General features: G+C 71.4%; 14 protein-coding genes and 2 pseudogenes. 6 read left to right on the top strand and 10 right to left on the bottom strand.

Annotated elements, in window-relative coordinates:
• A pseudogene (locus ACFQ4H_RS28095) lies at positions 1-444 on the top strand (hypothetical protein); the annotation flags it as partial.
• A gap of 23 nt (positions 445-467) precedes the next feature.
• Here ACFQ4H_RS28095 and ACFQ4H_RS28090 read toward each other — a convergent pair.
• The 5 genes from ACFQ4H_RS28090 to trpC all read right to left on the bottom strand — a co-directional run bounded on the left by ACFQ4H_RS28090 (position 468) and on the right by trpC (position 5823).
• Positions 468-1667 (bottom strand): FAD-dependent oxidoreductase, encoded by a 1200-nt coding sequence (locus ACFQ4H_RS28090; protein ID WP_377576436.1) that lies wholly within the window; start codon positions 1665-1667, stop codon positions 468-470.
• 17 nt (positions 1668-1684) lie between these two features.
• Complete coding sequence (gene lgt / locus ACFQ4H_RS28085; protein ID WP_377576433.1) at positions 1685-2857, bottom strand: prolipoprotein diacylglyceryl transferase; 1173 nt, start codon at positions 2855-2857, stop codon at positions 1685-1687.
• Between the two features lie 80 nt (positions 2858-2937).
• Positions 2938-3738 carry a tryptophan synthase subunit alpha gene (trpA, locus tag ACFQ4H_RS28080; RefSeq protein ID WP_377576431.1) on the bottom strand — a complete coding sequence of 267 codons (801 nt, stop codon included), beginning with the start codon at positions 3736-3738 and terminating at the stop codon, positions 2938-2940.
• Positions 3735-4976 (bottom strand): tryptophan synthase subunit beta, encoded by a 1242-nt coding sequence (gene trpB / locus ACFQ4H_RS28075; protein WP_377576428.1) that lies wholly within the window; start codon positions 4974-4976, stop codon positions 3735-3737. The genes trpA and trpB overlap by 4 nt, the downstream gene beginning before the upstream one ends.
• A 43-nt stretch (positions 4977-5019) precedes the next feature.
• Positions 5020-5823: an indole-3-glycerol phosphate synthase TrpC gene (trpC, locus tag ACFQ4H_RS28070; protein ID WP_377576438.1), complete on the bottom strand. Its 804-nt coding sequence runs from the start codon at positions 5821-5823 to the stop codon at positions 5020-5022.
• 466 nt (positions 5824-6289) lie between these two features.
• Between trpC and ACFQ4H_RS28065 the strand changes: the two are divergent.
• A pseudogene (locus ACFQ4H_RS28065) lies at positions 6290-6526 on the top strand (hypothetical protein); the annotation flags it as partial.
• A gap of 124 nt (positions 6527-6650) precedes the next feature.
• On the opposite strand, the gene ACFQ4H_RS28060 reads toward ACFQ4H_RS28065, so the two are convergent.
• The 4 genes from ACFQ4H_RS28060 to ACFQ4H_RS28045 all read right to left on the bottom strand — a co-directional run bounded on the left by ACFQ4H_RS28060 (position 6651) and on the right by ACFQ4H_RS28045 (position 11053).
• A complete protein-coding gene (locus tag ACFQ4H_RS28060) occupies positions 6651-7250 on the bottom strand; it encodes a Trp biosynthesis-associated membrane protein (protein ID WP_377576425.1) in 600 nt (199 codons plus the stop codon).
• On the bottom strand, positions 7247-8803 hold the full coding sequence (locus ACFQ4H_RS28055) for an anthranilate synthase component I (RefSeq protein ID WP_377576422.1): 1557 nt from the start codon (positions 8801-8803) through the stop codon (positions 7247-7249). Before ACFQ4H_RS28055 ends, ACFQ4H_RS28060 begins: the two co-directional genes overlap by 4 nt.
• Positions 8800-10200 (bottom strand): phosphoribosyl-AMP cyclohydrolase, encoded by a 1401-nt coding sequence (gene hisI, locus ACFQ4H_RS28050; RefSeq protein ID WP_377576419.1) that lies wholly within the window; start codon positions 10198-10200, stop codon positions 8800-8802. Before hisI ends, ACFQ4H_RS28055 begins: the two co-directional genes overlap by 4 nt.
• Before the next feature lie 70 nt (positions 10201-10270).
• The gene (locus tag ACFQ4H_RS28045; RefSeq protein WP_377576416.1) at positions 10271-11053 is read right to left on the bottom strand and encodes an SMI1/KNR4 family protein; all 783 of its coding nucleotides are present in this window, start codon (positions 11051-11053) and stop codon (positions 10271-10273) included.
• A gap of 107 nt (positions 11054-11160) precedes the next feature.
• Between ACFQ4H_RS28045 and ACFQ4H_RS28040 the strand changes: the two genes are divergently transcribed.
• Genes ACFQ4H_RS28040 through ACFQ4H_RS28030 form a run of 3 tightly spaced genes read left to right on the top strand, consistent with a single transcriptional unit; the run spans position 11161 to position 13277 of the window.
• Positions 11161-11886 (top strand): ABC transporter ATP-binding protein, encoded by a 726-nt coding sequence (locus ACFQ4H_RS28040; RefSeq protein ID WP_377576413.1) that lies wholly within the window; start codon positions 11161-11163, stop codon positions 11884-11886.
• Entirely contained in the window at positions 11883-12638 is a 756-nt protein-coding gene (locus ACFQ4H_RS28035; protein WP_377576410.1) for an ABC transporter permease, read from the top strand. The genes ACFQ4H_RS28040 and ACFQ4H_RS28035 overlap by 4 nt, the downstream gene beginning before the upstream one ends.
• A gap of 30 nt (positions 12639-12668) precedes the next feature.
• Complete coding sequence (locus tag ACFQ4H_RS28030; RefSeq protein ID WP_377576407.1) at positions 12669-13277, top strand: TetR/AcrR family transcriptional regulator; 609 nt, start codon at positions 12669-12671, stop codon at positions 13275-13277.
• Between the two features lie 36 nt (positions 13278-13313).
• On the opposite strand, the gene ACFQ4H_RS28025 is transcribed toward ACFQ4H_RS28030, so the two are convergent.
• The gene (locus ACFQ4H_RS28025) at positions 13314-13913 is read right to left on the bottom strand and encodes a DUF2470 domain-containing protein (protein WP_377576404.1); all 600 of its coding nucleotides are present in this window, start codon (positions 13911-13913) and stop codon (positions 13314-13316) included.
• A 73-nt stretch (positions 13914-13986) separates the two neighbouring features.
• On the opposite strand from ACFQ4H_RS28025, the gene rpsD reads away from it, so the two are divergent.
• Positions 13987-14598, top strand: a complete 612-nt coding sequence (gene rpsD, locus ACFQ4H_RS28020) for a 30S ribosomal protein S4 (protein ID WP_377576402.1) — start codon at positions 13987-13989, stop codon at positions 14596-14598.
• Positions 14599-14637 lie beyond the last annotated feature (39 nt).

Below are 14637 nucleotides of genomic sequence, written 5' to 3'. Positions count from 1 at the left end.
ACCCCGACCCCGACCCCGACCCCGACGCCGACGCCAACCGCCGCCGGCCCGAGCCGGACGACGACACCGCCGACCAAGACGTCCCAGCGACCGCCGACGACACCGCCACCACCACCCAAACGAACCACGGCTCCCCCACCGGCCGCGTCCCTGTCGGCCAGCGCCGGGACCAAATGTGTGTGGCCGGGCGGCGGCGGCTGGGTGATCAACCTACGCGGGACCGTACGCAACGGGACGCCGCGTAGTGCGACCGGCTGGCACGGCGGCAGCAGCTCCGGCTCCTACAGCCTCTCGGTCAGCGGCAACACCGTCTACGGGGAGATCCCGCCGAACATCTATGAGGTCAGCGAGTTGTTCGGCGGCTCGGCACCCTGGTCGATGACCGTGACGCTGACCAACGGGCGCACCCTGAAGGCATCGGGTACGGCCTACAACCCCTGCTGACCCGCCGGGCAGACCGACGACCGTCAGGCCGGCGGTTCCCACTGGGCAGCCGCCGTGGCGGCGCTACCCATCAGCCTCGGGTTGATCCGGCCCAGGGCGACGTCCCGGGCCCGCAGGGCCAGCCGACCCCGGGTCTGTAGCACCGCCGCCAGCCGACGGGTCTGCCGCACCATGGTCGCCGTCCGGGGGCGACGCAACCCGCTGTACGACTCAATCGCCGCGCACAGCGCCTTGCCGGGGACGGCCTCCCTGGTCACCGCCTGCAGGGTCGCCGCGTCCTCGAAGGCCAGGCAGGCCCCCTGGCCCAGATGGTGCGGCATGGCGTGGGCCGAGTCACCCAACAGCACGAAGCCACCCGGACCGACCGGAAAGCCGTACTCCCGGGGCAACGGCCGCAGCTCGCGTACCTCCTGCTGGATCAGGTCGTCGGCTTCGGTGGCGGCCAGCAGCTCACCGATCGGGGCCGGCCAGTCGGCGTACCACCGGCGCAGCAGGGCGAGCTGGGTCTCGGGTGGCTCCGGCCGGGATGCCCCGGCTGCGGTCGCCACCCAGTAGATGCCGCCCCGGGTAGATGCCCCCGACGAGCCCCGGTCTCCCAGCGACGCCACCACGAACCGGTAGCCCGCACCGAGGGTCTCCCCACCTACCGGACGGTCCGGCGGAAGTTGGGGTGCGCGGTACCACGGAATGACCGCCCGCCATGCCGCACACCCGGAACTGACCACCGTGGACTCGGGTGCCAGCCGACGACGCACCACGCTGTCGATGCCGTCGGCGGCCACCACCAGATCAGCCTCAAGGGTGGACCGACCATCCCCCACCGCCGGGCGCTCCCCCGCCGTCGCACGGACGTTGCGCACCGTCACGCCGGTACGGATCTCGACCCGGTCGCCGAGGCCGGCGATCAGGGCATCGTGCAGATCCTCCCGGTGGACGACCACCGGTGCACGCTCGGTCACCGTCGGCCGGGGTTGTACCAGCCAGTGTCCGTCGGGGCGGCGTACCCCGGCGTCGGGCAGGGTCGTGGCGATGGCGTCCAGCCCACCGCCCAGTCCGAGGGCCCGTAGCGCCCGTACCCCGTTGGGCCACAGCACCAGCGCGGTACGTTCCGCCCGTATCCGATCCGCGCGTTCGAGCAGGGTGACCTGCCACCCGGACCGGGCCAGGGCACCGGCGGCGGCCAGGCCAGCTATGCCTGCACCCACCACCACAGCCGTACGCATCGGCGCGGCTCCTTCGCTCAGCGGTCTCGGTCGGTGTTGTCCGCGCTGTCGGTGTCCCTGTCGACACCGGCCGGAGCACTGTCGACCCGGTCAGAGGTCGTGTCGACCTCGTCCGAGGTGGCATCGCCCCGGTCCGTGTCCGGGGCGGCCCGGTCCGATGCGGTGTCGATCGGATCCGGCACCGTCGACAGTTCGCCGGTCTCCCGGTACACCTGGAACTGCTCCTCGGTCACCACCCGGTAGCCGGCGTGCACCGGGGCGGCCTCTACCCGACGGGACACGTCAACCTGGGAGATGTCGCCCTTCGGGGTCTCCGGGCCGGGCGCGGCCGGGGGTGCCACCGGGATCAGGTACTCCCGGGGGCCACGGACCCGAATGAAGTAGACGAGTGCCCCGAGGAAGACCAGGCCGGCGGTCCACACGTTGACCCGCAGGCCGAGGATCTCGTTGGCCTGGTCGGTACGCATCATCTCGATCCAGAACCGGCCGGCCGTGTAGCCCATGACGTAGAGCGCGAACGCCCGTCCCCGGCCGAGCTTGAGACGCCGGTCGACCACGAAGACCAGCAGCGCCACTCCGATGTTCCAGAGCGCCTCGTAGGCGAAGGTCGGGTGGTAGAGGCCCGGTTCGAGGACCGGCTGGCCGGCCGGGTCGAGCACCGCTCGGCCGGCTTCCATCTGGTGTATCTCGAGACCCCACGGCAGCGTGGTGGGGCCGCCGTACAGCTCGTTGTTGAACCAGTTGCCGAGCCGGCCGATCGCCTGGGCCAGGGGCAGGCCGGGGGCGAGCGCGTCGGCGACCACGCTCAGTGGGATGCCGAGCTGCCGCGCGGCCAGCCAGGCACCGACCGCACCGCCGGCGACCGCGCCCCAGATTCCGAGCCCGCCCTCCCAGATGTAGAGCGCCTTGATCGGCTCGCCGCCGGCGCCGAAGTAGTTCTCCGGGGAGGTGATCACGTGATAGATCCGGGCACCGACGATGCCGAACGGGACAGCCCACACGGCGATGTCCAGCACCGCCCACGGGGCCACGCCCCGGCGACGCAACCGGAAATCGGTCACCACCGCGGCGACCACGATGCCGAGCACGATGCAGAGCGCGTACGCCCGGATGGGAACCGGGCCGAGCTGCCAGACCGCAGTGCTGGGACTGGGCAGGGCCGCCTGGGGAGACAGTGAGGCGAGGTTCACGATTGCATACGCTACCGTCGCCACCCCTGCCGGCGGCACCCCGGTCCGGCCGGGGTCACGCCGGCATGGTGCGGCACGGGTCAGCCTCGGCCGGCGCGTACGCCGTCAGCCAGCTCGGCGCTGAGCGCACGCAGGGCGGTCAGGCCGGTCGTCTCGTCGGGCGTGTCGAGCAGGCACCGGACGAGTGCGCTGCCGACGATCACGCCGTCGGCGTAGCCGCCCACCGTGGCGGCCTGCGCACCGTTGCCCACGCCCAGCCCCACGCCAACCGGCAGGTCGGTGACCGCCCGTACCCGGGAGACCAGGGCGGGAGCGGCCTCGGAGGTCTGTTCCCGGGCACCGGTGACGCCCATCAGGGCGGTGGCGTAGACGAAGCCCCGACAGTGCTCCACCGTCATGGCGATCCGCTCGTCGGTGGACGAGGGGGACACCAGGAAGGTGCGGTCCAGGCCGTACGCGTCGGAGGCCGCCAGCCACTCGTCGGCCTCGTCGGGGATCAGGTCGGGGGTGATCAGTCCGGTGCCGCCGGCCGCCGCCAGGTCCCGGGCGAAGGCGTCCGGTCCGTACTTCTCGATCGGGTTCCAGTAGGTCATCGTGACAACCGGGACACCGGTGGCGGCGACCGCCTCGATGATGCGCAGCACGTCCCGGGTGCGTACGCCGCCCGCCAGCGCGATGTCGCTGGCCCGTTGGATCACCGGACCGTCCATCACCGGGTCGGAGTAGGGCAGTTCCACCTCGATCACGTCGACCCCGGCCTCGGCCATCGCGACCATGGCCGCGATGCTGCCGTCGATACTCGGGAAACCGGCCGGCATGCAGCCGACCAGGAAGGCGCGTCCCTCGGCCCGGGCCTTCTCGAACGTCACCGAGATGCTCATGCCTGCTCCCCGTCGAGGATGCCGAAGTAGGTGCCGGCGGTGTGCACGTCCTTGTCACCCCGGCCGGACAGGTTGACCACGATGGTCGGCTGGTGCCCGAGTTCCTCGGTCAACGCCGGAATGATCTTGAAAGTCCCGGCGAGGGCGTGCGAACTCTCGATCGCCGGAATGATCCCCTCGGTACGGCAGAGCAGCTGGAAGGCATCCATCGCCTCGGCGTCGGTGACCGGCAGGTAGGTCGCCCGGCCGGTGTCGTTGAGCCAGGCGTGCTCCGGCCCGACCGCCGGGTAGTCCAGCCCGGCCGAGATCGAGTGCGACTCGACCGTCTGACCGTCCTCGTCCTGTAGGACGTAGGTACGGGCACCGTGCAGCACGCCGGAGGAGCCTCCGGTGATGCTGGACGCGTGCCGACCGGTGGTGATGCCGTCACCGCCGGCCTCGAACCCGTACAGCCGAACCGCCTCGTCACCGACGAAGGCGTGGAAGATACCGATCGCGTTGGAGCCGCCGCCGACGCAGGCGGTGACCGCGTCCGGCAGTGCGCCGGTGAGGTCGAGGCACTGCTGGCGGGCCTCCACCCCGATGCCCCGGACGAAGTCGCGCACCATCGCCGGGAACGGGTGCGGCCCGGAGGCGGTCCCGAGCAGGTAGTGCGTCTCGTCGACGTTGGCCACCCAGTCGCGCAGCGCCTCGTTGACCGCGTCCTTGAGGGTCCGCGAGCCGGTGGTGACCGGGATGACCGTGGCACCCAGCATCCGCATCCGCGCCACGTTGAGCGCCTGTCGCTCGGTGTCCACCTCCCCCATGTAGACCACGCACTCGAGGTCGAGCAGGGCGGCGGCGGTGGCGCTGGCCACACCGTGTTGGCCGGCACCGGTCTCGGCGATCACCCGACGCTTGCCCATCCGCTTGGTGAGCAGCGCCTGGCCGAGCACGTTGCGCACCTTGTGCGCACCGGTGTGGTTGAGGTCCTCCCGCTTGAGCAGGATCTGGGCACCCACCCGGGCGGAGAGCCGTTCGGCCCGGTACAGCAGCGACGGGGTGCCGGCGTAGTCGCGCAGCAGCGCGCCGAACTCGGCCTGGAACGCCTCGTCGGCCATGGCGTGCCGGTAGGCCGCGTCGAGTTGTTCGAGCGCGGCGACGAGCGCCTCGGGCACGAACCGACCGCCGTAGCGGCCGAAGTGGCCCGTGGCGTCGGGTAGCTGGCCGGCCTCCGGGGCGAGTGCGCTCGTGCTCATCTGGTTCGTCGTCCTCTCGCTGACCGTCACTCCGACCGTCCGGTCAGCGGACCGGACGGGGGGTGGCCGGGTGGTTGCCCGCGTTGACCAGTTCGGCCACCGCGTCGCGTGGGCTCTTCTTGGTGACCAGCCCCTCCCCGACCAGCACCGCGTCGGCGCCGGCCGAGGCGTAGCGGATCAGGTCGTGCGGGCCACGCACACCCGATTCGGCGATCTTCACAACGCTGTTCGGCAGGCCGGGTGCGATCCGCTCGAAGACGGACCGGTCGACCTCGAGGGTGCGCAGGTTACGGGCGTTGACGCCGATCACCTGGGCGCCGGCCTCGAGCGCACGGTCGGCCTCCTCCTCGTCGTGCACCTCGACGAGGGCGGTCATGCCCAGCGACTCGATCCGTTCGAGCAGGCCGACCAGGACGTTCTGCTCGAGCGCGGCGACGATGAGCAGCACCAGGTCGGCACCGTGCGCCCGGGCCTCGTGCACCTGGTAGCTGGAGACCACGAAGTCCTTACGGAGCACCGGGATGTCGACGGCGGCCCGAACGGCCGCCAGGTCGTCCAGGGATCCACCGAACCACCGGCCCTCGGTGAGCACGCTGATGCAGCGGGCTCCCCCGGCCGCGTACTCACCGGCCAACTCTGCCGGATCGGCGATCTCAGCCAGCTGCCCCTTGGACGGCGACGACCGCTTGACTTCAGCGATCACCGCGACGCCAGGGCGGCGCAGGGCCGCGTACGCGTCCTTCGGCGGTGGCGCGGCGGCGGCCAGTTGCCGAATCCGCTCCAGCGGAACCTGCTCCTGTCGACGCTCAACGTCCTCCCGCACTCCGGCCAGGATTTCGTCAAGCACGTTCGCGGACGGCGCCGGACCGGCCCCGTCCTCGTGCGCATGCTCAGCAGTCACCAGCGGACTCCCCTCTCCGGGTGTCATGGGCCGATGCTAGGGGGCGCCACAGAGTAGTCACAGCCGGGGGTATGGCGTGCCTCACGAATTGGGCTGGTGCATAATAGCCGGCTTCGAGTAACCGTGACATCACTCAATGTCACTACGCCTCATCGGCCGACGTCAGGCCCCTTCCAGGCGGGCAGAGCTGGGGACATATCCGACCACCGATGTGACGCAGCTCAAGGAAGCTACCGGAGCAGCGCGGTGTTGATCGATGCGGTCGGCCGGTCGGCCGACCGGTTCCCGGGTCACTGGATTTGACCGGTGGATGACCGTCTCGAAATACCGGCTGGGCAGCATGGGCCTGGGGCAGACTGGATCCGGCAGGCTGCCCGACCAGCAGATCGAATCTTGTCGCGTGGGGTGGACCATGAGAACTGTCGAGCCGGGACCGGCGATCGACCTGAGCAGCATCTCGCGGGCGGTCGCATCGGTCGCCGTGGGCGTGGTGCACACAATCGAACGGGCGGTGGTGGGCGACGCGGGCGGCCGGATCGCGCGGGACAACGCCTGGGCCGCCGTCTGCGCCGACCGCGCCCGCGCCCGCCGACGGGAGGAGATACGCCGGATGGTGGCCGCGCTGACCGATGCGGAGACCACCCCGCCCGGGTCGCCCGCGACGGATGCCGGCCCGGCCAGCCCGGTACGGGTCGAACCGGCGGGCCGCCCGGGCCAACCGGATCCGATCGGCCCGGCCCTCGACGAACCGAGAAGGGCGGCCTGAGTCCCGGTCAGCCGGCCGTCGGGTCCTCACCCCGGTCCAGGGCGTCCCACGCCTCCACGGTGCGCCGGGCAGCGACCCGATGGTCGCCCTCGACGGGCGACCGCTCGGCGACGACCGGTGTACCAGCCGTACGGCGCTCGTAACGGGCACCCATGGCCGGCCAGTTCCGTCCCCGGACCATGGTGATCGCGCCACCGGCCGCCGCGAGTAGACCACCCAGCACGCAGAGCCCCGGCCACTGCGGATCCACGTCACCGTGGACCAGACCGGCCGCGCCGTACCCGCCACCGGCGGTCACGCTCAGCCCGATGAGCAGTAGCAGCCCGCCGAGCAGCCGTCGGCCCATTCCCCGGGTGGCCAGCACCGCGCCGGTCCCGGCCAGGCCGACCACCGCCAGTGCCGAGAGCCAGGGCAGCAGTTCGCTACCGGTACGCGGCTCCCGCAGGGCGGGCAGGGGCTCGGGACGGACGGTCAACTCCACCACCCAGGTACGGGTCGCCGCGAAGACGGCCAACCCGGCCCCGGCCAGGCACAGCAGTACGGCAAGGGTCAACTGCCGACGTCCGGCCCGCACCTCGTCGACCTCGGACGCCCTCGCCTCGCTCATCGGGCCGGCCGCAACGTCTCGGCCGCGGCAATGGCCGCCAGAACAGCGGCGGCCTTGCTGCGGGTCTCCCGGTCCTCGGCGGCCGGATCGGAGTCGGCGACGATTCCGGCGCCGGCCTGTACGTACGCCCGGCCGTTGCGGAACAGGGCGGTACGGATGGCGATGGCCATGTCCATGTCCCCACCGAAACCGAAGTAGCCCACCGTGCCGCCGTAGAGGCCCCGGCGGGTCGGTTCCAACTCCTCGATGATCTCCATTGCGCGTACCTTCGGAGCGCCGGAGAGGGTGCCGGCGGGGAAGGTGGCGGCCAGCGCGTCGAACGCCGTGCGGTCCTCGCGCAGCGTTCCCACCACGGTCGACACGATGTGCATGACGTGGCTGTAGCGCTCGATCGTGGCGAACTCCGGCACCTCCACCGTGCCCGGCCGGCACACCCGTCCCAGGTCGTTGCGCCCGAGGTCGACCAGCATGACGTGCTCGGACCGCTCCTTCGGGTCGGCGATCAACTCGGCGGCCAGCCGACTGTCGGCCTCCGGGGTTCCGCCGCGGGGCCGGGTACCGGCGATCGGGTGCAACATCGCCCGCTGGACACCGCCCGCCGCGCCGGTCACCTTGAGGTGTGCCTCGGGCGAGGAGCCCACGATGTCGAAGCCATCGAAGCGCAGCAGGTACATGTACGGGCTCGGGTTGGTCGCCCGCAGCACCCGGTAGACGTCGAGCGGATCCGCTTCGGTCTGTCGCTCGAACCGCTGGGCCAGAACGATCTGGAAGCACTCCCCGGCCCGGATCGCCTCCTTGGCGACCTCGACCGCCTTCTGGTAGCCGCCATCCGGCGTACGGCTGATCACCTCGCCCGGCGGCGGGCTCTCGACCGTGGAGATCATCGGCGGGATCGGGCGGGACAGTGCGCTGGTCATCGCGTCGAGCCGGCCGACCGCCTGGTGGTAGGCGGCGGCGGCCAGCCGGTCCCGGTCCGGGTCGTCCAGTGCGGGCAGGACCGCGTTGGCCACCAGGATCGCCGACCCCTCGAAGTGGTCCAGCACGACCAGGTCGGTGGCCAGCATCATGCCGAGTTCCGGCACCCCGAGGTCGTTCTCGGCCAGCGCGGGCAGCCGCTCGAACCGACGTACCAGGTCGTAGCCGAGGTAGCCGACCATGCCGCCGGTCAACGGGGGCATCGTCGGTCCGGTCACCGGCCCGCCCGGACCGACCAGCGCCGCGACGGTGTCGCGCAGCACCGTCACCGGGTCGCCATCGGTCGGCAGTCCGGCCGGTGGGGTACCCAGCCAGTGCGCCCTGCCGTCCCGCTCGATCAGGGTTCCGCTGCTGCGGACACCGATGAAGGAGTAGCGCGACCAGGCGATGCCCGCCGATCCGGCCCCCTGCTCGGCGGATTCCAGCAGGAACGTCCCCGGCCCGCCGGCCAGCTTGCGGTAGACGCCGATCGGGGTCTCCCCGTCGGCCAGCAGTCGCCGGGTGACCGGCACCACCCGGCGCCGCCGGGCCAGGTCGTGGAAGGTCGCCTCGTCCGGGCTCACCGCACCGCTGGTCATGCTGGCTCCCCCGGTTCGCCGACGGTCGGTTGTCCGGTGACCGGCAACCCGTCCGGTTGCGGTCCGGTGACCGGCAACCCGTCCGGTTGCGGTCCGGTGACCGGCAACTCGTCGGAGAAGCAGTTCCGGGTGCCGGTGTGGCAGGCCACGCCGACCTGGTCGACGCTGACCAGCACGGCGTCACCGTCGCAGTCCAACGCCACCGACCGGACGTACTGGTGGTGGCCGGAGGTCGCGCCCTTGACCCAGTACTCCTGCCGGCTACGCGACCAGTAGGTGGCCCGCCCGGTGGTCAGGGTGCGATGCAGCGCCTCGTCGTCCATCCAGGCCAGCATCAGCACCTCGCCGGTGTCATGTTGGCGGACCACTGCGGCGACCAGGCCGTCGGGGGTGCGGCGCAGCCGGGCGGCGATGTCCGGGGCGAGCGCCGTGGGGCGAGCCGGGCCGGTGCGCTCCGGTACGGGCGGGGTGGCGGGAGCGCCAGCTTCAGTCACATCGGGTACGGGCACAGTGCCCGATTGTTCCGTACCCGGCGACGGGAGCGTAGCCCCGGCCCGGTCGGCGCGGCCCGGATCACTGGACCGGGCCCGGAGCGGCCACGAGTGCTGCGCCAACTGGGCGACGTAGCGGTCCAGTCGGCCGTCGGCCAGTGCGGTGGCGAGGTCGGTGCCGACGGCTGTCACGAGTTGGTCGGCGTACGGCCGGACCAGGGCGATCGTCCCGGCGACCAGGCGGCCCGCCGAGGCGTACAACTGTTGGGTCGACGCGGGCCGGAGCCCGAGGCAGGTCAGCATGTCGTCGCGGTAGCCCGCCGGCGCGACCGGCAGGTCCAGCGCGGCACCCAGCGCGGCCCGCCGGGAGGCCACGGTCACCGGCGGGTTGGCCAGCCGCAGTACCGACGGGCAGGCCAGGGCGAGATCGCCGGCGGCCAGCCGGGCGCCGAGCGGGTCCTGGGCGGCACAGGCACCGGCGACCTTACCGAGGGTGGCGACGAGATCCTCCAGGCGCGGTACGCCCGGTGGGTGGCGGACCACCGGCAGGTCGAGTCGGGACCGCCAGCCGGGCTCGGCCCAGAGCAGTCGGGCCGGTGCGGTGACCGGCAGCCCCAGGGCCCAGTCGGCGGGCTCGTCGAGCCGGGCCAGCCAGGACACCACGTCGCGGACCGCGACCGAGACGTGGGCCAGCCGGTCCCCGGCGTCCGCCAGGTACGCCGGGCGGGCGGTGTGCGGTGGCCCGCTGACCAGAACATCGATGTCGACGTCACTGAATGCGGTGGCGGCCCGTCGGGCGTGGCTGCCACGCAGCACGACACCCACGACGGGCCGGGGGGAGGTGTCGCGTAACCGGGCCGCCCACTCGTCGAGAAATCCGCTGTTCAGTAACGGACCGTAACCCACAGCGTCATCGTGCACCAGGAGCGCAGCTAGGCGCAATGTCCGGTCAAGGCCCGGCTGTCCGGTCGGTTAGTTACTGTCCCGAAGAGTATTGATGCCGGGTCATGTCGGCGCCCTGGCCCAGCCAACCGAGGAGGTCACCGGTCAGCCGCTGGCCGGCCGCCGTCGCGATGTCCTCCTCGATCGCCCCCAGGTCGAGGCGGTGGACCGAGGTGCGGTCGCGGCCGTGCCGACGCATGAACAGACCGCTACCACCGCTGTCGTCCCCGATGAGCACCCAGTGCGGGGCGTACCTGTGCACTTCGTACGTCTCGTTACGCTCAGCAATGGTGTGCGGGCCGTAGATCAGCACACCGTTGGGCAGCAGAACGCCGGGCGTCAACCGCCAGAGCCGGGCCAGGTCCGGGTTCGGACCGTCGCGGAGCCGGTTGGCCAACGCCACCTGGACGGTCAGGAAGCCCGCGAAGGAGTCCGCGTACGGCTCCTCGTCCCCGTCGTGGCCCACCCGGACGACCGGATGCTCCGCTCCGACGCGTTCGTCGAGGGCGAAGTAGTAGGTGTCACCGCCGTCGGCCTCGGTATGGAAGCACAATCGGTCCCCGGTCCGTCGCCAGGCGGTGGTCAGCTCGTCGTGTGCGTGGGCGCGATGTTCCGGGGGCGCGAGGGTGGCCAGCCACTCGCCGCCGAGTTGTGCGCTGCCGTACTCGGCCAACCACCACCGGTACGACGGTGACAGCGGGCCGATCAGGGCCTCGGCCTGCCGGATCAGCTCCTCCGGCACGCCCCTGCCCGGGCGGACGACCACCTCGGGTGAGGCTTCCACCAGCTCCCGCAACATCGTCAGGTCAGGTTCCACGGGCGCTGAGCGTGCCATGTCGGGACCACGACGCAGATTGCCCACCGGAAATATTTCAACTAGCGTTGAGTTCAACACTCGTTGAGTTTTCCCCTCGGGAGGACCAGATGGACACCGCGATCGGGGTACGTGACCTCGTCGTACGTCGCGGAAAGCGGACGGTGCTGGACGGCATCAGCTGCGCGATACCCCTCGGTAGCGTCACCGGGCTGCTCGGCCCCAGTGGCAGCGGAAAGACCACTCTGATGCGCGCCGTGGTCGGCGTGCAGATCGTCACCGCCGGCACGGTCCGCGTACTCGGGGAACCGGCCGGCTCCCCGGCGCTCCGCCGCCGGATCGGCTACCTCACCCAGGCACCGAGCGTCTACTTCGACCTGACCGTACGGGAGAACGCCCGCTACTTCGCCGCGCTGCACGGCGTCCCGGCGGCGCAGGCCGACCAGGCGGTCGCCGACGTCGGTCTGGCCCCGGCAGCCGGCCAACTGGTCGGCACCCTCTCCGGCGGCCAGCGCAGCCGGGCGTCCCTGGCCTGTGCCATCGTCGGCCGCCCCGAACTGCTCGTGCTCGACGAGCCCACCGTCGGGCAGGACCCGGTCCTGCGGGCGGACCTGTGGGCGAGGTTCCACGAGATGGCGGCCAACGGCACCACGTTGCTGGTCTCCAGCCACGTCATGGACGAGGCGGCCCGCTGTGACCGGCTGCTGCTGATCCGCGAGGGGCAGTTGATCGCCGACGACACCCCCGACGGGGTACGGGCCGCCACCGGCACCGGTGACCTCGACGCGGCGTTCCTACAGCTGATCCGCGAGAAGGAAGGGACGGTGGCCCGATGAGCCCGCGAATCCTGGCCGCGACCGTCGGCCGGATCCTGCGCCAGCTGCGCCACGACCGGCGTACGGTGGCGTTGCTGGTCGCCGTACCGGCGGTGCTGCTCACCCTGCTCTACTACATGTTCGGCGGCGAACCGGACACCCCCGCCGCATCGTCCACATTCGACCGGATCGCGCTGATCATGCTTGGCGTGTTCCCGTTCGTCATCATGTTCCTGGTGACGAGCATCGCCATGCTGCGCGAACGCACCTCCGGGACGCTGGAACGGCTGCTGACCACGCCACTGGGCCGGCTCGACCTGCTCTTCGGCTACGGCATCGCCTTCGGTCTGGCGGCCGTGGTCCAGGCCGCCATCTCGGCCGGCGTCGCGTACTGGCTGTTCGGCCTGACCACCAAGGGGAGCGCCGGGCTGGTCATCCTGATCGCGGCGGTCAACGCCGTACTCGGGGTGGCGCTGGGGCTGTTCTGCAGCGCCTTCGCCCGTACCGAGTTCCAGGCCGTACAGTTCATGCCGATCGTGGTGATCCCGCAACTCCTGCTCTGCGGCCTGTTCGTCGCCCGCGACCAGATGGCGGGCTGGTTGGAGGGGTTCAGCAACGCGCTGCCGCTGACCTACGCGGTCGAGGCGCTACAGGAGGTCGGGGCGCACGCCGCACCGACCGGCACGATGTGGCGGGACCTGGCGATCGTGGTCGGCGCGGTCGTGGTGGCCCTGGTCCTCGCGGCCGCCACGCTACGACGGCGGACCGGCTGACCGGTCCGCGTACGACGATGAAGGATGTTGATGGCACGACGGACCGGACGGCGGCCGGGTAACCCGGACACCCGGGAGGCGATCCTCGTTACCGCCCGGGAGGTGTTCGCCGAACGTGGCTTCGACGGCGCTTCGATCCGCGCCATCGCGGCCGGCGCCGGGGTCGACCCGGCGCTGGTCCATCACTACTTCGGCACCAAGGACCAACTCTTCCTGACGGCCATGAACGCTCCGCTGGATCCCCGCGAGGTGCTGCCGGAGGTGCTCACCGGGCCACCGGACGAGATCGGCCAGCGACTGGTACGGCTCTTCCTGAGGATCTGGGACTCGCCGGCCGGCACCGCCGGGGTGGCGCTGTTGCGTTCGGCCGTCAGCAACGAGTGGACGGCCCGCCTGCTACGCGACTTCGTGGTCACCCAGATCCTGCGTCAGGTGACCACCCACCTGGCGCTCGACCCGGCGCAGGCTCCGCTGCGTGCGTCGCTGGTCGCCTCGCAACTGGTCGGGCTGGCCATCACCCGCTACATCCTCAGGTTGGAGCCGCTGGCCTCCACCCCGGCGGAGACCCTGGTCACGGCGATCGCGCCGACCGTACAGCGCTACGTCACCGGCGATCTCACCGACGTCTTCGACCGGTAGCCGGGAATCGGGGAGGCGGTAGGTCCGGTCTGGCGATCACGCGCGAGGCGGCACTTCGCCCTGCTGTCCTGCGGGTAGCTCACCGAGTTGAGCCCGTACGAACCCGGTGGGCTCGGGGCCGTGGTGGCCGTCGGGATCGACCAGCAGTTCCCGCTCGATGTGGTGCAGCGGGTCCGGTTCCGCCTCGGCATAGTCGTACGGATCGACGTCGAAGGCGGCCCCGGCCCGTTGTAGCCGGACCTCGGCTACGTCGAGGTGGTACAGGGCGAACCCCCGGCCGACGTCGAGCAGGTCGCCGGTGGGAAGGATCTCGGCGAAGTCGAGGGCGGCCCGGCTGGCCTCCGCGCCACCGAGTCGACGGGCCCAGCCGGAGATCCATACCCGGCCCAGCGAGGGCGCTGCGGCGCTCGGCGGTTGATCCCGTACGTCGATCACGGTGGCGATGTCGTCGGCCCCGTCCTGTGGTCGTAACGCCTCGGCCAGATCACTGTCCACCGCCACCAGCAGCAGCACCCGCCCCTGCGCGTCGACGACGTGCCGGACCCGGTGCGGACCGGGACGGTAGGCGACGTACGCGAGGCCGGCGAGCCGGCCGGCTGACAGCGTCCGAGCGATCTCAGCGGGGCTGGGCTGCATGACAGAACCTCCGGGAAAAGGTTAGGCTCACCTAAGTAAGGGCAGGCTAACCCACCGAGTCGGAGACGTCCAGATGAATCACCCGAGGCCCAAGGCGCGACTCTCCCGCGCCCTCGGCATCCCGCTGACCCGCAAGTGCGCGAAGTACTTCGAGCGGCGGCCGTACCCGCCCGGCGTACACGGCCGGCAACGCCGTCGTACGTCGGACTACCAGGTACGACTGCTCGAGAAGCAGCGACTGCGGCACCAGTACAACGTCAGCGAGACCCAACTCCGCCGGACCTTCGACAACGCCGTCCACGCCAGCGGCAAGACCGGCGAGAACCTGGTCAGCCTCCTCGAACGACGCCTGGACGCGGTGGTACACCGGGCCGGCCTGGCCCGCACGATCTACCAGGCGCGACAACTCGTCGCCCACGGACACTTCACCGTCGACGGCGACAAGGTCGACCGGCCGTCGTACCGGCTACGCCCCGGGCAGGTCGTCCAGGTACGCCAGCGCAGCCGGACGAAGCCGCCGTTCCAACTCGCCTCGGCCGGTGCGCACCGCTACGACGGCCCGGGTGCGCCGTACCTGTCGGTCAGCCTGGCAGAGCTGAGCGTCACACTGGTCCGCGAGCCCGCCCGCCGTGAGATCCCGGTCATCTGCGACGAACAACTGGTCGTCGAGTTCTACTCACGCTGACCCTCACCGGACGACGGCATCACGCATTGGAGTCGCCCG

It is taken from the genome of Micromonospora sonneratiae, assembly GCF_042679305.1.
Classification (GTDB): domain Bacteria; phylum Actinomycetota; class Actinomycetes; order Mycobacteriales; family Micromonosporaceae; genus Micromonospora_H; species Micromonospora_H sonneratiae.
Note: the sequence above shows the minus strand (reverse complement) of the source record. Positions and strands in the feature narration are given on the sequence as shown.